Origin of the sequence: Clostridium sp. AF50-3, from assembly GCF_003477445.1 — a bacterium.
Lineage (GTDB): Bacteria > Bacillota > Clostridia > Lachnospirales > Lachnospiraceae > Otoolea > Otoolea fessa.
Window position 1 is genome coordinate 19,201 of sequence record NZ_QUDH01000012.1, and the last position, 19,676, is coordinate 38,876.

General features: G+C 51.5%; 13 protein-coding genes. 2 read left to right on the forward strand and 11 right to left on the reverse strand.

Going from position 1 to position 19,676, the window contains the following annotated elements; translation table 11 throughout:
* Positions 1-90: 90 nt before the first annotated feature.
* The 6 genes from dnaE to DW085_RS13070 form a co-directional block, all read right to left on the reverse strand.
* Positions 91-4,155 (reverse strand): DNA polymerase III subunit alpha, encoded by a 4,065-nt coding sequence (gene dnaE / locus DW085_RS13040; protein ID WP_182430877.1) that lies wholly within the window; start codon positions 4,153-4,155, stop codon positions 91-93.
* Between the two features lie 123 nt (positions 4,156-4,278).
* Entirely contained in the window at positions 4,279-5,088 is an 810-nt protein-coding gene (locus tag DW085_RS13045) for a hypothetical protein (protein ID WP_118493036.1), read from the reverse strand.
* Between the two features lie 76 nt (positions 5,089-5,164).
* Positions 5,165-7,294: a hypothetical protein gene (locus tag DW085_RS13050; protein WP_118493038.1), complete on the reverse strand. Its 2,130-nt coding sequence runs from the start codon at positions 7,292-7,294 to the stop codon at positions 5,165-5,167.
* Positions 7,291-7,512 (reverse strand): hypothetical protein, encoded by a 222-nt coding sequence (locus tag DW085_RS13055; protein WP_118493040.1) that lies wholly within the window; start codon positions 7,510-7,512, stop codon positions 7,291-7,293. The genes DW085_RS13050 and DW085_RS13055 overlap by 4 nt, the downstream gene beginning before the upstream one ends.
* On the reverse strand, positions 7,509-9,155 hold the full coding sequence (locus DW085_RS13060) for an AAA family ATPase (protein WP_118493042.1): 1,647 nt from the start codon (positions 9,153-9,155) through the stop codon (positions 7,509-7,511). The genes DW085_RS13055 and DW085_RS13060 overlap by 4 nt, the downstream gene beginning before the upstream one ends.
* A gap of 278 nt (positions 9,156-9,433) precedes the next feature.
* Complete coding sequence (locus DW085_RS13070) at positions 9,434-10,588, reverse strand: hypothetical protein (protein ID WP_118493046.1); 1,155 nt, start codon at positions 10,586-10,588, stop codon at positions 9,434-9,436.
* Between the two features lie 912 nt (positions 10,589-11,500).
* On the opposite strand from DW085_RS13070, the gene DW085_RS13080 reads away from it, so the two are divergent.
* Positions 11,501-11,956, forward strand: coding sequence for a sigma factor (locus DW085_RS13080; protein ID WP_118493050.1), 456 nt, complete (start codon positions 11,501-11,503; stop codon positions 11,954-11,956).
* Positions 11,953-12,402: a hypothetical protein gene (locus tag DW085_RS13085; RefSeq protein WP_118493052.1), complete on the forward strand. Its 450-nt coding sequence runs from the start codon at positions 11,953-11,955 to the stop codon at positions 12,400-12,402. The genes DW085_RS13080 and DW085_RS13085 overlap by 4 nt, the downstream gene beginning before the upstream one ends.
* 121 nt (positions 12,403-12,523) lie before the next feature.
* On the opposite strand, the gene DW085_RS13090 is transcribed toward DW085_RS13085, so the two are convergent.
* The 5 genes from DW085_RS13090 to DW085_RS13110 all read right to left on the reverse strand — a co-directional run bounded on the left by DW085_RS13090 (position 12,524) and on the right by DW085_RS13110 (position 19,450).
* Positions 12,524-12,955: a single-stranded DNA-binding protein gene (locus DW085_RS13090; RefSeq protein ID WP_118493054.1), complete on the reverse strand. Its 432-nt coding sequence runs from the start codon at positions 12,953-12,955 to the stop codon at positions 12,524-12,526.
* A 108-nt stretch (positions 12,956-13,063) separates the two neighbouring features.
* Positions 13,064-14,320, reverse strand: a complete 1,257-nt coding sequence (locus DW085_RS13095; RefSeq protein WP_118493056.1) for a hypothetical protein — start codon at positions 14,318-14,320, stop codon at positions 13,064-13,066.
* Positions 14,321-14,447: 127 nt separating this feature from the next.
* Entirely contained in the window at positions 14,448-16,667 is a 2,220-nt protein-coding gene (locus DW085_RS13100; protein ID WP_118493058.1) for a VirD4-like conjugal transfer protein, CD1115 family, read from the reverse strand.
* A gap of 77 nt (positions 16,668-16,744) precedes the next feature.
* The gene (locus tag DW085_RS13105; protein WP_118493060.1) at positions 16,745-18,052 is read right to left on the reverse strand and encodes a type IV secretory system conjugative DNA transfer family protein; all 1,308 of its coding nucleotides are present in this window, start codon (positions 18,050-18,052) and stop codon (positions 16,745-16,747) included.
* Positions 18,053-18,130: 78 nt separating this feature from the next.
* Entirely contained in the window at positions 18,131-19,450 is a 1,320-nt protein-coding gene (locus DW085_RS13110) for a type IV secretory system conjugative DNA transfer family protein (protein ID WP_182430878.1), read from the reverse strand.
* Positions 19,451-19,676: the final 226 nt, after the last annotated feature.

Genomic DNA, 19,676 nt, shown 5'->3' on the forward strand with positions numbered 1-19,676 from the left:
GCTTACGGCTTCAGTATGTAGATTTTTTGAATGTTTTGCCCGCAAAAAAAAATCCCGCAGTCATAAACTGCGGGATTTGTGGTTTTTTTGTCATCTGGTTTTGGTCACGCTGCAGCGTACCGGTGCTTCCGTTACAATGAGCGGGTTTAACACCAGGTCCGTTTTCCAGATCTCCTGAAGCGACTCAAAGAAGACGCAGGCCGGGTTGCCGTTCGGATTGGCGTAAGTCACGACCTTATCCTTGGTCTCGTCCATCCAGTGGAACGGGTCCGTGTCCATGATCATGATCATGTCCTTGACCGGTTTTAACGGCTCCACGGTCTTTACGCTGATCTTACGGATCGGCTCTTCCGCGTCATTATCCGTATCCACCATGATCTCCCCGCTGATCTTTACGACCGTATCCTCCGCAAGCAGGTCGCTGTAGGAAGCGTACGGTTCCGTGAAACAGCAGATCGGGATGCTCCCGGTCTGGTCTGACAGGGTGAAGAATGCCATCGGGCGTCCGTCCGTGCGTCTTGCTTTGACCGTGTATTCCGTAATGATACCGGCTACACGGACACTGCTCTTTCTCCCGCGCCCTAATGCTTGGGAAATGGCGACGGTTTTTAATTCCTTGGGGCTTTCGTAGTGGTCCATCGGATGTCCGGTGAAATAATCACCGAGCAGTTCGCGCTCGTTCTTTAAGTTCTGGTATTCGTCATTGCAGACTGAAGTATCAATCTGCGTCTGACAGATCACGTCTTCCTTATCTGCCATCGACTTGCGGATCTTTGCCTGTTTGTCCGGCTCCGCAGTAGTGGCCAGTTTCTTATTGTAGTCCTTCAGGGACTTGATTGCCTTGGCATACACGGTGTCCCAGGCAATCAGAAGTGCCTGGCGGTTATCGCATAAATGTCGGAAAGCGTTTGCACGGACAAATTTCTCAAAGGTCTTAGCGTCCGGCCAGGTACGGATCACAAAATCCGCTATGCTCCGGAACGGGCCGTTCTTTTTTCGTTCTTCTTCAATCTGTGCCTGTGCGGCTCCGAGCCCCTTGATCTTACTGAGCCCGTAATACACCGCATTGTCATAGATCGTGAAGCCCGCTCCTGAAACATTGACATCCGGCGCCTCGAACGGGATCTGCATATATCGCATGTCCCCGCAGAGTTTCTGGATTCCGTCAAAATCAGAGGAGTTTAACACTGCCGCCATATACTGGAGCGGATAATGGTGCTTTAACCATGCAGTCTGGTACGCAACAACGGCGTAGCAGGCCGCGTGACTTTTGTTGAACGCATATCTCGCGAAATCCATAACCTCGTCAAACAGGTCATTTGCGGTTTCCTCGCTGATTCCACGCTTTTTGCATCCTTCGATCTTTCGTTCCGGGTCGCCGTAGATAAATGCCTGGCGCTCCGCTTTTAAGACCTTTTCTTTCTTTTTGGACATTGCTCTTCGTACCATATCCGCCTGTCCTAAGGAATAGCCGGCAAGGCTCTTAAAGATCTCCTGTACCTGCTCCTGGTAGGCGATGGCACCGTACGTATTTTTTAAGATCGGCTCCAGCTCCGGTGTCAGATACGTTACCGGCTGCTGTCCGTTCTTGACGGCAATGACATCCGATAAGAACTGCATCGGGCCCGGACGGAACATGGCAACAAGAAGCGTCAGGTCAAAGATCGTTTCTGGGCGGAAACCCTTTAACATGCCTTTCATGCCGTCAGACTCGAACTGGAAGACGGAGTTTGTATTTGCTTTCGCAAAAATCTCCCGGTATACATCCGCGTCATCCATCGGGATCCGGTCCATATCGATCAGTTTCCCAGTGTCCTTATAGATCTGGCGCACCGTGTTGGTGATGACCGTCAGGTTGATTAAACCGAGGAAGTCCATCTTCAAAAGTCCGATCTCCTCGGCCTGGATCATATCACAGGACGTCATGAGCATGGACTTATTGGACATGATGAGCGGAATGTAGTCGTCTACCGGGGCACCGTCCGCAATGATGATGCCTGCGGCGTGCTGTCCGTTGTGGAGAACGGTTCCCTCGATACACAGTGCGAAATGGATAATGCCCTGTGCAGCGTCGTTTCCAGCAAAGGAATTTTTCAACCCGGTTACGGAGATTTTCTCCGGCACCTTTGTTCCTGTATTTTTTACCTCACGCACGAAATCATCCGCGATCTTATGAAGGTCTAAATGCAGAGGGTCGTCTGTCAACTCTTCGGCTTTTTTTGCAATCAGTTTTTCGAGTGCCACGTAGTGCTGCGCGTCATAGCCGCGGCTTAACGCATAGGTTTTCGCTGCTGTCAGCAACGCCGCTTTTCCGGTCTGTTCGCTCTTGGACATGATCCTGCATACGGTGGCTTCTCCGTATTTATGCTTGACATATTCAATTGCGTACGGACGGACGTTGGACTCGATATCGCAGTCGATATCCGGCATGGATACACGTTCCGGGTTTAGGAAACGCTCAAACAGCAGACCGTAGGTCAGCGGGTTGATGTTTGTGATACCGGTCATGTAGCATACCAGGCTGCCGGCTGCGGAACCTCGGCCAGGGCCTACGGTCTCGCCGGGGCGGTCCTTGACGTATGCCGCGATCCGTTCCGTATCGAAGGTCAGTGCCAGTTTCTGCTCTTCCGGGTCATCCAGATATAATTTTCCTGCTACCCTTGCGTAGCGCAGGAAATCTTCCACGATACAGAAGTAATCCGCATACCCCATGGAACAGATGATGTTTAATTCATATTCCAGTCGGTCATAATCTGTAAAGTCACCGTCCGGATATCTCCATGCGATGCCTGCGTAGGTCATCTCGCGCAGATATTCCTCCGGGGTCTTCCCGTTTGGCGCCACGAATTTTGGATAATGTTTTTCCGTGTTCAAATGGAATTCGCACTTGGAAACAATCTCTCCGACGTTTTCCATGGCTTCCTGTACGGTTTCTTCCGGAAGGATCTTTAACAGTGCTTCGGAAAGCTCTGCATCATCCTTTACGTAGACTTCGTAATCCGCCGCGTCCGGCGTATACCAGCGCTCGTACTGGTATCTTGTGGACTGGGCGATCGCCCTGGCTAACACGGAATCCGCGGAGTTATCCGGGATGTGCGCGTCATTGGCCGCAACGACCGGGAGCCCGGTCATCTGGGCAACCCAGGCAAGCTTCGGATAAGCAGCCTTTTCAATCTCTAAGCCGTGATACTGCAGCTCAATGTAGAAATTCCCTTCTCCGAACAGCCTGCTATACCAGTCCGCTTCCGATAACAGCGCATTGTTTAAGGATGCGTCGTCCACGTAACGCTCACGGATCGCCGTGATCCTGCGTTCAATCTGCATCCATTTTGCGATCTGCTTTTCGTCTGCCGCAATGAAAGCCTTCAGATTTTTCAGTACCGCCGCATTTTTTTCATATGCAGCATTTACCTCGGCAAGCCTTTCTGCGGCTTCCGCCTTCTTTCTTTCCTCCTCTTCGTATTCTTTCTTTGCCAGTAGGCGCTTAGCTTCATCCTTTCCGGTGGTAGCTCTGCGGTAAAGTCCCTGCGTGCTCTTTTTTGCGGCTTTTTTCAATGCCGCAATTTCTACCGACATGGCGCTTTGTTCTCCCATGAGCGCATCCCGCTTCCAGCAGTTTTTCGCGTAGCTTTCCGCCTGTGGGGAAAGGAATGCATCCTGCTGTTCACGCAGTTTATTGATGTCGTCATCCACGGAGCGGTTAGCTAAGACAATGCTTGCCAAAACTCCCTGGACGCACGCGCTCGTGGCAATTACGTTCCCGTGTCCTTCCGAGCCCGGCCCGAAATACCGCATCAGCAGCTCTTTATTGCCTCTGGCAAATCCGTTTGCCAGCCGGTGCTGAGTGTCGGTTGTGAACTTGCTGAGTGCCCGGAATCCTTTGTCGTTTTTTGACATGAGGATCAGGTGCTTTCTGCCTTCCGACCCCTCTTCGATGTAGGCTTCGACGCCGACCACCGGTTTGATCCCGGCTTCCTCGCAGCATCTCGCAAAATCGATATAGCCGGTCATGACGCCGTGGTCCGTTAAGGCAACTGCCGGCGCACCAAGCTCTTTTGCCCGGTCGACTAATGTCTGCACGCTCATCGCGGAATCCCTTCTGGATTCCATGGTGTGGTTGTGCAGTAATCCATATTTTACTCTTGAACGTTCCATATTAACCTCCTGTTCCTTATCATTTGTTGGTTCCCTTACAGTATGGATACCGTTGCGTGCCGGGCAGCCGGAAAAATCGCAAAAAAAGAGACCCTCCATTTGGAAGGCCTCTATAGGTTTTAGTCAGGCGTTTAAGACCAGCCTTGCGTATTCACGCATCTGCTGTTCGCTTGCCCGGCCAAGGAAGATTCCGCGGTTTGCGAATTCTCCCTTTGACTGTAACAATTTCTGAAATGCCATGCGGTCGACCGTTGCAAAGAAATTTCGCAGCTCGGCTTTGGACATGGTCATTACATCCGGTTTTTCCGGCTCCTTTGTTTCCGGCGCCGGTGTTTTCGCAGGCTGCGTCATAGGCTTTTCCTGCATAACAGGTGCCTGACTGGCCGCCTGCTTTGCTGTCTCCCGGACCGGCTTTTCCGGTGTTTTTGCAGTCTGTGCGATCCCGCTTCCGGCGGTCTGTGCTGGCTTTGCAGGTTCTTTTTTAGGCTGCGGTGCTGTTTCCTGCGGTTTTGGTGCAGGAGCAGGTGTTTTCGCTGCCGGCTTTACCACACTTTTAGCACCCGGAGCAGCTGGCTCTGGTTTCTCAGGTTTTGCGGGTTTTGGCGGTTCCTTTGGTGCCGCTTTCTCCTCCGTCTGTTTCATGGCATTTTCCATGAATTTTGGCGGCTGGATCCCGGCAGTCAGGGACTGTCTTCTCTGTTCCGCAACCTTTTCCTGTCTTCCGGCCGGTTTCTCCGCCTGCCGCAAGACTTCATTCATGGCCTCATCCCCGGATTTTGGCTTCATTTCCGGCGGGATGACATGGGGCACATTGCCCACGTTTAAGGCCAGTTTGTTTAATGTCTGCAGGATCGGCGCAAGTTCTTCCTGGGTATAGCCTTCAAAAAGAACCATGACGCGGTTTCCGGAGCAGATCATCCTTGAATATCCCATAATTTCTCCTTTCTTCTATTCCTTGCGGATTTAACATCTTCAGTATGTGGATGGAATTGCAAAAAATCGGCCCGATCTACCAGTCCTGCACGATCTTTTTGATCATTTCCGCCGTCTGGCCGGCTAAAAGCTCAAAATCCTGCACATTCATGTAAAAATCCTTCCCATACATTTTTGTGAAATCCTTGTTATTCTGTTTCCCAATCGCCGTCCCAAATACCTGGATCTTTTCCCTCCTGGCATCCTCGATGGCAAGCATATTCTGCCGGATGCCTTCAGAGCCGCTGAAATATGCGCTTGGGAGACCGTCGGAGATGATGTTCATCAATTTATGTTTCTCTCTGCGGCGCTTTAGGAGTTCTGTTGCATAGCGGATGCTGTAAGAATCGAAGTTACTGCCGTTACCTTCGATGTAAGGCAGCGTCTCCCGTTCTTGTAACGTGTTCGCCCACCTGATAAAATGGAGCTGTTCCACGTTGGATGAAGTGGTGTGAAACCCCATACAGTATGTCGGAATCCGGAAATACGCCATCGTTTCCGCAATCGCGGTCGCCGTGATAATGGCAGCTGTCGTTTTTTCTCCCCGCATGGAGCCGGAACAGTCGACCAATAGCATCAGACACATATCAGCCTTATCTGACGGAAGACGCTTCCGCTCAAACAGACGGGATGTCACCCGACCGGAAGAGGCCCGCTTTAAGCTGACCATGCCGCTCTGCGTGTACATTTTCCGGTTGCAGTCATCCTGGAAGATTTTTTTCAGTTTGACGATCAACGGTTCGTAAATGATCGCTGCCCTTTGCGAATATTTTGCATAAAGCTCCGGGGCGGAGTCTTCCATCACTATATCATCCGGTATAACGTCCGAAAACTGCTTATGGTTGGCTGCGATCTCTTTGACAGCCTCATTCATGGCTGTTGTTATCTCTTGCCCTGCGGACTTACCACAGGTATCCTCATAGGATTCCATCAGCTGGTCTAACTGCTCGGCAAGTGTTTCCGGATCGATAGCTTCCGGCTCCGCTTCCGGGTCTTCCATATCCTTCGAGGTAAGATCCCGCTGTTCCTTCCCGGATTTGTCACCAGGAATGGGTTCTTCGTTCTCGTCCTCGCCTCCAGTATGGTTTTGATTAGTGTCTGTCTCAGATGATTCTTCCGATATCCCAGCTGACTGTCCTGTGGTTTCTTCCGGAACTGTTCCGGATGCATCGTCCGCACCGGACTCGGCCTGCGTCATTGTGGAGGCTTTCTTTTCCGTCTCCGCTTCGTCACCTGCTGTTCCTGGACTGTTCTTAGCATCCAGGCTTTCACCTTCCTCCGGATCTTCCTGTTTGTCTGTGATTCCCGCATCTTCTCTTAATTGATCCTGCATTTTTCTTTTTTCTTTTTCCATGCTTTGTTTTCTGGCCTTGTTACGTCTTTCCGACCGCTTGGAGGAATCAGAAACATTCGCGGCTTTCCGGCCTTCGCCGTTGCCGTTCGTACTGCGTTTTCCGGTCGCATTTGTCAGGTCACTCATACAAAGAGAGGCGTTCCAACCGTTGATCGGTGTCAGGATCCGCAGTGCGGTCTGGAAGATTTCCTCAGCTATATGGACGCGTTTTTTGCCATCCGGCTCATTGATCGCCTGGTATACCAATCCGATCGTACGGTCGAAACAGCGCCTGGCCGCCTGAGACGTAAAATCGCCCTTCACGAGTCCTCCATCGCCGAAGTGGACCAGCGCGGTCATGTATTCATACCATGCTGTGCTCAGAGGATTCGTCTCAGCATGTTCTGAGACCGGTATTGCCAGGTCATAGCATCGGTCGATCGTAAAATACAAGGCATCTAATGCCGGCCCTCCGACGATCTGGTCCGCGAAATTTTCGATGGCCGGATCTTCGATTAGGTTTACGATCGTCATAAAGAGGTCCTTTTGCTGGTAATCCGAGATTTCCCGCAGGATGCGCTCCGTTTCATCAAAGTCCGTAAAAACCTGATGCATGGCTTCATGGATGTTAATTCCCATCTGCATGATGCGCACTTCCGGCTCCGTGACTCGGTTAAAAAAATCATGGTCCCTGGCCACATGGATGATCCCGTCTTTTGATGTATATCCAAGCGCGGGGTGTTCCGCATCCTGGACGATCGTTCGTCTGCCGATAAGAGAAGTGTCTAAAAATCCCATGATGCGGCACCTGGTATTCCATTCTTTTTCTGTCATAACTGCCTCCAGCCCCCTTTCCGGACTTTTTCTGCGATCTCTTTCCAGTCATCCGGCGTGGTTTCCTGAAGCAGGATCACGATCCCGGCTTCCGGATTCCAGACTGCCCCGTTTACCACGGTCGCGTCGCATTCCCAGCCGGTATAACTCATGATCCCGGTATCTTCCGGTATCTGGTTGGCTGCAAACAGTTCCATTAATTCTCTATATGTTCTCATTTTCTTCCTTTCGCGTTCTTAGGCGGCCTGTAATTTGGCAGGTTCGTCACAACATTGGTTTCCAGCATGTCTGCCGTCTGCGGGTCCACGATCCCGACCGCTCCGACCAGGGTATCCGTGATCGCTGTTTTCGGGTCGTCGCCTTCCGCCATGTTCTCAAGGGCACCAAGACATGCTCGCGTGCTTAAGTTCAGGGCGTATTCGGCAGTTGACCGGTTTTCAAGCAGAGTGCTTTTGATCTTTGTGTATGCGTCATAGACGTATTTCGCGTCATACTGCGTGTACCCGTATTTGGTCAGGAACCGGATAAAGTCATCCGGTGACGGATCCGCGATCCGGTATTTCTGCTTGAAACGGCTTGCAAATGCCTGGTTTAACCACATGGTTCCTTCCGTGCCGACGTTCATCGTGGCGATGATCACGGTCATTGGATGACGGGTTACCTTCTGGTATCCGTTTTTCATAATAAAGGACGGATATTCGATCGCATTGTTCAAAGTACCGGTCAGCATGTTCTGGTCGGCACAGTTGATCTCTTCCATCAGGATGATTCCACCGTTTTCATAACCTTCCAGAAAATCCGTTTCCGCAAACGCGAGTTTTCCTTCCACGATCTTATTCTTTCCTTCGATCTCATCCGACTCCGTATATTTGTCGAACTTGGTCTCGTAAAGCGGCAGCCCCGTGGCGGCTGAAAGCGCATGCGCCAGTACAGTCTTTCCGGTACCAGGGTTTCCGTATAACAGAACGTTTACGGCATCCCCGCGGGTATAAGCCGGATCTGTCATCCCGACTTCCCATAACGGCAGGATCCGCTCCCGCAGCCGGTAGTCCAGTTTCCGCATCAGCCTGAAAAATTCAGGGACCGGTACGAAGCTGTCCAGGAAATCAGGCGGAACGACGCGTTCCTGCTGTCTTTCGGTCCAGCCGAAACTGATCCGGTATTTTCCATCCCGGTACGGTTTTAACGGGTCCTCTGCGGTTTCCGACTCTGCTTTTGTTGTTTCCTCCTGAGGCTTTTTAGCCTCTTCCTTCTTTTCCCGCTTGGCGCGGTTTCTGTCCTGCTGGGTCTGTGCCTCGTACTCTGCCAGTGGCTTGATGCCAGGGATCGCGTGCGCATTGCCTGTCTGTACCGCCATCAGGCACTGTGCGGAAAAATTGTCGCTTGCCTGGACTTCGCAGGTGCATGTCAACATCGTCCGCAAATAATAGGTCACGGCATCGCAGAACCGGTAACAGGAATCAGAAAGTGTCAGTGCGGAAGTAGGGGTTGTGACCTGGTGGTAACATTCCGTGAACGTCGACCGGCATTCCTGATCCTTATCCATGGCCAAGACCGTAAAAATCACGGATGCAAGCGCCTTGAATGTTAAATTGTCCGTACGCAGACTGATTCCGGAAATCTTTGTAAAAACAATCCTCTGTACGCTACTGTCTGTTACGCAAAATGACACAGATTCCTTCTTTAACTGAAGCCGTCCGTAAATATCACCATTGCTCAGCCGGACAGCGCGCAGCTGTTCGGATTTAACAAATTCCAGCATGGACACGGAATTGGTAAGCCAGACGTTCCTTGTGACAGCGCCGGACCGGAAGCCAATGGATGACTTTGCCTCCATGGCATCCTTATGGCGTTTGCTCATTGGCGCAACACTGGAACAACTCTCCTTTGTGAATCCGGTTGCTTCCCCCTTCGAGAGAATGGTATCCCCGTGCTCATTGGATCGAATGCAAATTTCATTATGTGTTTCTCCTTTCTCATTTCCTTTTTCTTCTTTTCGGTATCAGTATGGGATAACGGGGGAATCAAAAACGGATGTTTTCCTGTATCTGTTGCCATCAAGAGGAAAACGTTGCCAAAAAGTGTTATCCGCAAAAAAAAAAGACACGGCCAGTTTCCTGACCGTGCCATCCTTCCGGCTTATTCGCCTGCCGGACCTGTTGCCGTTTCTGTCTTTTTTGCAAAAGCTGGACCGGAATTGGAATAATCCTCCTCCTCATCCCCGCTCATGCTGTTCGTTTTGCTGGAATCCTTGATTTTCCCAACCAGGATACCGTCTTCTCCTGCCTTCCTGCCGTCTGGCACGGTCATGTTCCTGGCCATTTTGCCGTCCTCGCCGAAATAGTAGTCATCCGGGCCCCAGTGGACAGTCGTGTTGGAAACCATGTATCCGTCTGAGCCGAAGAAATACCAGGCCCCGTTTAATTCTACCCAGTTGTACTGGACGTAGGAACCGTCATTATTCTGGTACCACCAGCCGTGGTCGTCCTGTTTCCACCCTGTGTTCTTGTAAATGACCTCTGTTGTGCCGGGACCATTTGTCTCATCCATACCTTCAATGGTACGTTTTTCCGTTTCGACGGCATATTTGGCACGGTATTCCGCTGCCATCTCCTTGCTGACGGAAAAGGTACCCGCTTCTGCACCTTCCGCCTTATCGCCGGAGCGTGAGATCGGACGGACGCGCAAGCGGTAATCTCCGGCCGCCTGCATGACCGGCTTAAAGTCATACGTGGTACCGCCGGTAAAATAAATCTTGCTACTGGAGTTTCTGGTCAGTATCAGCTGGTATTTGACCGCGTTTGTGGAAGCCTCCCATCTTGCGGTACCGTCGGAATTCCAGGATGCGTCGCTGATCGCGGTGCATACGTCCTCTAAGTCTGTAAGCTTAATGATCAGGCGCAGGGTCGTTCCGTTATCCAGCCTGGACGCTTTTACATACTCAGCGCCTGCGCCCTGGAGCTTTACCTGGCTTGCCTTGGTTAAATAAAAGGCATATCCATCATCTGCGGAAAGTTCCACCACGTAATTTTCTTCCGCTGCGCTCTTTTTCTTTTTGGTCGTAAAGTCATCATCGTCCTGATCAGCTGTCTCCGACTCCAGTTCTACGCTTCCTACCGAATAGTGTCCGGAAGAACTTTCCGCCGTGATCTCCGGATATCCGTCCTCATCATATCCCTCAATGCAGAATCTCACATTTACTTTCTGGATCTTTTCCGTTGCATTTACCTGTACCGGACATACTGCGGTTGCCAGGACCATGCATGCCAGTGCGGCTGTAATCTGTTTTCTCATATCGCTCGGGGCTATACCCCTCCTCCTTCCTGCTTTTCTTTCAGTATGTCTGCTGATGGAAAAATTCCTGATCTCCAGAATTTTTTTGCGGATAACACTTTTTGGTCATTTTCCATTGGATTTTACAAAACAATTTCGTATAATATAGATATAAGAGAAACATGGATATCCAAAACCGGTCAGGAAAACCGGTATTTACTGATAAATCACTGTATTCCGTACTACAGGAGGAAATGATATGTATACCACCATCAATATGTTAGGCATGATCCGCGGACACGTAGACCGCATGGAATTATTAAAGAAGCAAGACGCACTTGTAACCGAGACTCCGGACGAGAAAGTAAATCCGGCCATTCTTGTAAAAAATATCGTCGGGACCGCGAATGTTCCAATTCGCGCCACTATCAACGCGCCGGAAGCTTACGGCGGGATCCGCCTTTTGGGCATCCCTGGCTGCGGCACGGTCGTATGCCATGCGGACCAGATCGAAAACGTATACAAGGCGGTCGATACCGCAACCGGCGTCCGTGTCCGCAGGGTTTTACGGGACGTCCTCGGTGATGACGCTGCCGATAAATATGATGTCTCTGCCATGACTTCGCTTGAAAAGCAGAAATTCCTGGAGCAGTTTGGCCAGCCTATCTCCACCGGCAAACAGATGTCCAACATCCCTCCGATCACCAGGAACCATATGGTGATCAAAAAACAAAAGCGATGGCAGACGGAACTCCGGCATTTTACACACAGGGGCGCACTCCGTTCTGGCCGGAAGATCTTGAAATGGACCGTTAATACTCTTTTTTCAGACCCGTATCCCGCGGGTCTGTTTTTTTGTCCTTTTTTTGGGTCGTCAGGATACCATACTGTTATCAGTGTCTTATATCAAGGAATGAGAGAAAGGAGCAAGATATGCGAAAGATTTTTGAAGTGGCAGACGCCCAGCCGGATGCAGATGATATCTGTTTCGTGTCCGATGGATGTACTGCCTTACAGATTGCAGCCCTGTATCCTCCTCTCACGGAGCAGGAAGAACAGGAACTGCTAAGTACCAAGGGGACGCCGGGCTGGGAAAGTGCGAGGGAACGGCTTGTGCTATGCAACCTGCGTCTGGTCATGTGGGTCGCAAACCGGTATCCGGAAAGCGGCGGCTTCACAACGGAAGACCTGATCGAATACGGGATCGTCGGGCTGATGCTCGGAATCGACCGGTACCAGGCATCGCAGGAGACGAAGTTATCCACTTACGTCATCCCGTGGATCCAGAAAACGATCCGGGAACAGGTCATGTTACGACAAGGGTTAATTACCGTACCAGCCATATGGCAGGCCAGGTTGCCAAGTTGCAAAAAGAACGGCACCGAATGATCGCGGAAGGCATCCTGGAACCGTCCATGGAAGAGCTGATGATCAGGAGCGGAATCGATCCGTCCATGTCGGAACAGCTGCAATCCGCCATGGAAGCGTCCATGTGCGGGTCTTTGGATACGCCGGTGGCATCCGGCAGTTCACGCGGTTCATCCGATACCGCAACAACGGTCGGCGATTTTATTGCAGACCAGAAAAAGAGTACAGAAGAAACGGCAGTGGACGCTGCCATGGTGGCAGATATCCTGCGTTACATGGAGTGCTTTGCGGATTCCGAACAGCGTGTTGTCCGTCTCCGTCTTGGAATCGACGACGGGGTGCAGAAAACCTTCCAGGAATGCGGTGAGATCCTTGGCTGCACGGCGGAATGCTGCAGACAGATGTATCTGCGCGCCATTCGTAAATTACAGACTGCGTTCGCGCCGGCATCCATCGCAGATGCTTGACAAAACAGGTTCTTTCCCGTGCGGAAAGGATCTGTTTTTTATTTTGCGGCAATAAGAAAAAAGGCAGGGACCATAGGGTCTCTGCCTTTTTAAAAGGTTTTTCGCCAACCGGAGCTTCCGTTTAGTTAAACGGAAGACCTTCGTCCTCAACGCCATCCGGGATGTTCATGAAGCCGTCACCCATCGGCGAACTTGGGGCTGCGCTACTACCGGAACCAGAACCAGTGCCTTTGCTATCCGCAAACTCCTGGCTGTTTACCACAATCTCGGTGGTATAGACCTTCTGGCCTTCTCTGTTAGTGTAGTTGCCAGTCTGGATTCTGCCGGACACCAGGACACGCATTCCCTGACGGAAATAGCGTTCTGCAAACTCGCCCGCCTTGTCAAAGGCAACGATGTTGATGAAATCTGCGGTCTGCTGGTCGCCGCTATTGTTACGGCCTCTGCGGTCCACCGCAAGAGTGTATCTTGCAACAGCCATGCTTCTCTCTCCAGAGGTATAACGCACCTCCGGGTCCCTTGTTAAACGTCCCATCAATATAACTGTGTTCATCTTGCTTCCTCCTTGGAATAAATTTTTTTGCATTTTAAAGTTCTCCATTCCTTGAACTTCATGCTGTCTTCAGTATGTGCACGCTTCTGTTTCAAAAACGCGAAAAAATTATCCGTTTGTGATCTCGTCGTCCGTGGATTCCGCAAGGAGTGACTGGTAATACGGACAGTGTTCACAATCCCTCTTATAAAGGCATTCCTGCTTTCGGTTGAACCGGCACTGCTTCCGGCGTTTTGCGATGATCCACGTGATGATTGCCGCCAAGAGTACGAACTGGATTGCTGCCAGGATCGGATGTTCCGTGATCGCCCGGATGACCGCCTCATACGCTGCCGTGATCAGTCCGGCAAGTTTCTGCCAGAAGGTCTGCTCCGCTGTGGAGATATACGTGGCATTCGCCTCATACGTATAGACCGCCGAATTTTTCTTCGTCAGTTCTTCCGTATAAACGCTTTTCCAGGCGGCGCCGTCCTGGTGCGGAAGTGTCACAGTGCCGGAATAGACGGCGTTCACATCCCGCACGTACTTGCTTCCGATGCCATCCGCGTTGCGCATTGGGATGCCGTTTTTTTCGTACGGATCTCCTGCCCAATCAATGGCATTGATCCGGTAATAATCCGGGTCAAGCCCGAGCATGGCAAGGAACTGGTCTGCATAATCAATGAGTGGCGCGTCCGACGGAATCTCCGTTCCGTTTAAATCCAGGACTTCCGCATCGTAATTACTGATCGTGATAGGGAACTCGAAGTCCACCCAGTGCCATTTCGTGTCACTGGAATCCGTAAGCGGCAGTGTCGTTTCGATTTTTGCCTTCGTATCTGCGTCTTCGTAAGTGTAGTCGATGGTCTTTGGGATTGGGACCCCGTTTTCCACATCCTTATATGCCCTGGTGGCTACAGCATCCTTGACGATATCCGGGATCTCGCTGTCCACCAGTTCCTTGGACGATAACTTCCATGTGACGCCATCCTGTTCCATGGTCTCCTGCGGCAGGTAAGACTCTTCCTGCCCCTTGATAAATGTATCCGACGTGACTTCCATGGTCCGCCGTTCCGGAGTCCGGGAATCCACCATCTTAAGATTTGATATGGAATCCAGTTGGAAGACCGTATCCCCGATCGTGACCTGTTTTGTCTCCTTGTTGAATCCGTCATCTGCATTATTGTAGGATTCAAAGCGGATCGTCGTTTTAAATTTCCGGTCTTTTTCCGACACGCCGTCCGTATCGATCTTGCAGGCCAGCGCCTCCGCATCCGATACGGTCGCCTGCGGCGCCGCGTAAGCGTAAGAACCCGTGCCGGCTACCATGCATGCCGCAAGGAGCACGGCGCAGGCTTTCCGGTACTGTTTGTGTTTGTTCAGCATAAAAATCCCTCCATGTTTTTTCCTGCTTTCAGTATGTCGCAAAAAAGTCCCGCGTATGGCGGGACTTTTCTTATGCTGCGTCTTTTGCGGATAACACTTTTTGGTCACTGCCTCCATCCTGTCGGCATCAGGTTCCATTCTGCTTGTTACTTCGCTGTTCACATGCGCTCAAAAGATCCGCAAGGTTCATTTCATTTGCAATCTGGCTTGACCGGTTGAGGCTTTCCGCTTCGTGGCGTTTGGCTTCCTCACTTGCCGGCATCGGGTTGAACTTTGGAGGGAAAGGCGCACGGTACAGTCCGCCGGCACGTCCGTACGTGGTTTCCCGGAAACGGTTTGGCCCGGTGTTCTGGATGACGGTTGCATCGGATTCCTTCGCCGCGTTTTCGTTCACCCCTGTAGTGACCGGCATCTGAGCCGCGGTCTTCTTCACTTCTTCCGGATTATCGTGAAGCCTTTCCATTTCCTCGCGGTTTAATTCCTTTGGGGATGAGATCGGCCTTGCGCTTGGCACGCGGCTCTTTTGCAGTTCCTTTTTCTTTTCTGCCAGTTTTTTCCGGTTTTCTTCCAGCCGTTTTACGCTGCTGGATTTTGCATTGCAGTAATTGAACTCATACAGGTTCTCATGCGTTTTGAGGTTGCCGAGGTATTTGGCGTTTGGATGGTTCTGGGTTGGGTAGCGCTCCTCATAAAGCGGCTGCTGGCCGGCGATCATGCAGATTGCCCAGCCGGGCCTTAATCGGCGGACCTCGTCCAAAGTGATCAGGTCACGGCCGGTGTACTGATAGTTCCTGCTGTCCGAACCGGTGCCCTTTCCGCTTGATGACTGCCCGACACTCTTGGTACGGATCGTTTCCTTTCCGGCCATCTTTACGATCTCTTCGTGGGTCGAGGTCTCATTACCGCCCAGGTACAGCTGTACCATACAGGCACCCTTGATGGTCTCCCAGTCATCCTTGTACAGGTTCTTGATCTGTCCGATGGCCTGGATGAAGATCATACAGGACAGGCCGTATTTACGCATGGTGGTCAGCTTCTGCTGGAAATTCGGAATCACGCCAATGTTTGCAAACTCATCCAGGATGAAACGTACCGGGACCGGCAGCGGGAACTGGTTTGTCTTTGCCGCATGCTCGTACAGCGTGGAGAACATTTGGGAGTACATCATGTTGACCAGAAATGAGTAGGTATTATCACCCTGCGGAACAATGATGAATACGGCGGATTTCCGGTCACCAAGGGTCTGTAAGTGCATCTGGTCTTCCGTGGTCAGGTTGCTGACCGCATCAATATTAAAAGGAGCCAGACGTACTGCAGCCGTGATAAGGATGGACTGTGCGGTTTTATCGGAAGCCTGTTTGAAGATATCATACTGTCTGACGCAGATGTCGTCCGGGTCGATGTCACGGATGCGGTTGAATAAGTTATCCAGCTTGGAATTTCCGTTTTTATCCGCCTTTGCTTCCGATAGCAGCCTGGAGACCATGGTAAAGTTCTGCTCTGTCTTACTGCGGTAACGGATCAGGTAAAAAATGATCGCTTCCAGAAGTGCCGTCTCCGATTTTTCCCAGAACGGGTCGGAACTTTTCTGCCCATCAGAGGTACAGTTGATCAGACAGTTGATCAGGGTCATGACGTCCTCTTCCTTCTCAATATACCGGAACGGGTTATAGGTATTGGAATGTGCCATGTCCACCAGGTTCAATACGCGGATCTGGTAACCGCGTTCGATTAAGAAATTTCCGCACGTTGCCAAAAGCTCGCCGGACGGGTCCGTGATGACGTAGGAGCCATATTCCTGCAGAATGTTCGGACGTACGACCGCCCAGGATTTACCGGTACCAGGACCACCGATGATCAGGATGTTATCATTTCCCAGTTTTCCGAATCCAACCCGTCCGTTCTTGGTCAGGATGATGTTCTGCTCGCTCTTCGGTCCCTTATCTGTTTCCTTGGAGCCTTCCGGATAGGTATATTTCATGTTATACATATCCAGCATTTTGGTATCCATGAATTTTGCCGTACCCTGCTCCGTTCCATGCAGCTTGTGCTTATCGCGGACCTGGGTATCATAAGCGCCGAATACCATGAACCCGCATACCAGCGTAACAGGGACTACAAACGGGACGAAGTATTTTGGTGAGAAATTTAGATTCAGTGGATTCCCCTGCATCATAAGGGCTGCCATCAGATGCGCGATCGTGGTTCCATCCGCTCCTGCGTCCGCGGCATACCAGGCCGCCCTTGCGCAGATGTATACAAGTATCAGGATTGCGGCGACTGAGCAGACGATGATCAGGATCTTTTTCTGCCGCAGCCGGTCTTTGTCGACATAGTTTGATGCCATCTTGTTTCCTCCTTCTAAGTTGCTTTAAGGCCCGGTATCTCGCTATCCGGGCCCGTGCGTCAAATAATGGATACCGGTTACGCTTCCGGTGCGTATTCGTCATCCACGACCGCGTCAAACCCGCCGATCAGGCAGAGGACCTGTCCCGGTGCCAGTGTCCTTACCTGGTCTGCCGTCAGGACCGGTCTCTTCTCGCCAGAAGGCATCCGGTCATATCCGGCGCGGTTTGCGATGTATTCCGGATTGGAGATGGAAGCATCCCCAAGCGGGACGGTTACGCCTGCTTTTTTCTCCTCTTTGCTGCCGGCGCCGGAATAGACGCAGGCCATGCATCCGGTATCTAAGATCAGATCAGCATCATCATGGTAGGTCTGTTTTAATTCCGATGCGGATCTTAACAGGAGAATACAGGAGATTCGGTAATGTTGCATGGTCAGGAATTTACTGAGAAAATCCGGAAGTACGCCGATGGATGCAAAATCCGGCAGGATCATCTGGATCGGAAGGGCCGGCGGGATCTGCTTGAGTGCCTGCGCATGGCTGTACACCGCTTCTACAAACTGCGTCAGGAACAGGTTTGTCAGGATACGGGAAGCCGGGTCTTTAGTCGAAAGCGACAGGAAGATCGCAGTCTTTTCTTCTCCGGTTGTTTCCAGATGAAGGGCGTCCTCCCCTCTTTTATCCGCAAATTTGCGGAACACATCCTGAAGCGAGATTAAGACATTGCATGCAGTCTTTTCCGGGATCTGCTTAAAGATTTCATACTGGACCACACATGCAGCTTCCGGGTCCTGGGCTTTCACGCGTTCAAAGGCCAGATCTAGCTCTGTTTTCCCTTCTGTTTTCTGATTCGCCCTTTCTAACATTTCGGATACGGCAGCCAGGTTCTGGTCTTTACTGGAACCGTCATGGTACAGATACAGGAGTACTGCGTACAGCAGTGCGCGCTGCGCATCCAGCCAGAATTCATCCTTGGTCTCGGTGACGGCCAGGGCGTTGATGATGCTTTGCGCCATCACGGCGATGTCAGCATCCTTTTTGAGGTACCGGAACGGATTATAGGTATCCGGCGCATCCTGCGGCGTAATGGTCAGGATACGGTATCCGTCTTTTTTCAGTTTTTCCTCTGTCTCACGTTTGATCGTCCCATCCTGGTCGAGAACCACGTAGGACCCGCAGCACTGCAGGACGTTCGGCACCGCGGCGGAGCGGACCATATGAGACAGGTCTTTTCCGATCACGGCCACATGGTCATTCGCGTGGCAGCCGCGGCCAAGGCGGACGCGCTTGGAGAGGATAATATTTTTGTTGCTGTCGGTTTTGGTGGAACCGAGCGGATGCGTATAATTGGTAAGGTAGATTTCCGGGAACTGAGTTTTGATCATATTTTTCTCTCCTTCTGGTTGTTCTTATTTTCCTTATGGTTTGTCTTATGAGAAATGCCTATCATTGCGATACAGTATTTAGTCAGGATCGTGCGATGTCATCGCATATTTTTCGTCCATGTAGACCGGCATGCCTGGAACACAGATCAGGCACATATCCGGCGGGATCTGACGGATGCCGGATGTAAAGACCGGTTCCCCACCCGCGGGGCCGGTTGGGCGTTCCTGATCTTCGTCCCTGCGACGGATGGATATGGAGCTCAGTGGCTCTGTCGCATAAATGCCGCATTCCAGGTCAAACCCGAAAGCAGCCGGCATATAAACGACAGCCCCGCAGACACTCAGAATGGCAGTGGCGGTTTTCGGGTAAACATCTGCAAGCTGTCTGGATGACTGGACCGTCATAATGGCGGTGAGCCCCGCTCCCCTCATGGTGGCCAAGCTGCGGTCAAATTCCGGAATGTATCCGAGACCGGTCAGGTCATCCATCAAAAGTGTCAGCGGATAATCCGCGTGTCCTTTGCTGCATTCGTATGCTACGTGGTAAGCCGTCACTTTGAAGATCTGTGTGAACAGGAGCGGTACGAGGATAGCCTGTTTCTGGGCAACATGGAAGCCGGTTAAGAATACAGCCGTCTTCCGGTCACAGAGCTGGTTCAGTTCAACCGTATCATCAATGCTTAAGTCCTCTTCCGATTGTCCGTTAAACGCCATCAGGCAAAGGGTTACAGCCGTGCGCGCACTCAGGCTTGTTTTTGAGGACGCAAGATTTGCGGTGTCGTAAACCGCGATTGCACTGTCACGGTTATTGATCTTGCGGGCTTTTTCGAATAAATCGTCATACTGTTTCGGGTTATCCCTTGCAAGGATCGCAAGGTTCAACACCTGCCTCATTGTCTGTTCTTCTTTCGAGCAGAAATGCAAAAGGTACAGGATGATCGAGGATAAAACCGCGGTTTCCGTTTTGTTCCAAAACGGGTCCTGGCACTGCGGCGAGCCGTCCCCGAGATTATCCAGGATGCAGTCCACCAGGAGCATGACGTCCTCATCAGTACGCACATAACGGAGCGGATTATAGCGGTCGGAAACCTTCGGGTTCCCAAAATCAATGACTTTGACGGAATATCCGTTCCTGCTCAGTTTCCTGCTACTTGCAGCAAGCAGGCTTCCGTCCGGGTCCGCGACAACGTATGAGCCGTGGGCACGCATCAGGTTCGGAAGAATCACGTGGCGGGTCTTTCCGGAACCCGGGTTGCCAACTGCCATGATATGCGGGCTGCCGCAGGCTTTTTTGTTATCCTGGGACAGGAAGACGTGCTTGGAAACAATCAGATTTTCGTCTCCCGCCGCATAATCTTCTCCAAACGGAGCATTGTGGTCGCGGTTAAAATCCGCCATTTCCGCCGCCGACCATGACAGATTACCCATGGCGACTTTTAATTTTCTTTTTTCTGTTACCATAACATTGTTTGTGGGGCACCTCCCCACTCCTCCTTTTCGGTTTTTGCGCCGTCCGCGCGGTGAGGGCTGGCAAGTACCTCGCACCACCGGATACCGGGCGGCATCATCAGTATGTTGCCTGTTCATCAATTTGCTGGCAGGTATCCGCGAGCCGGTGCGCCTC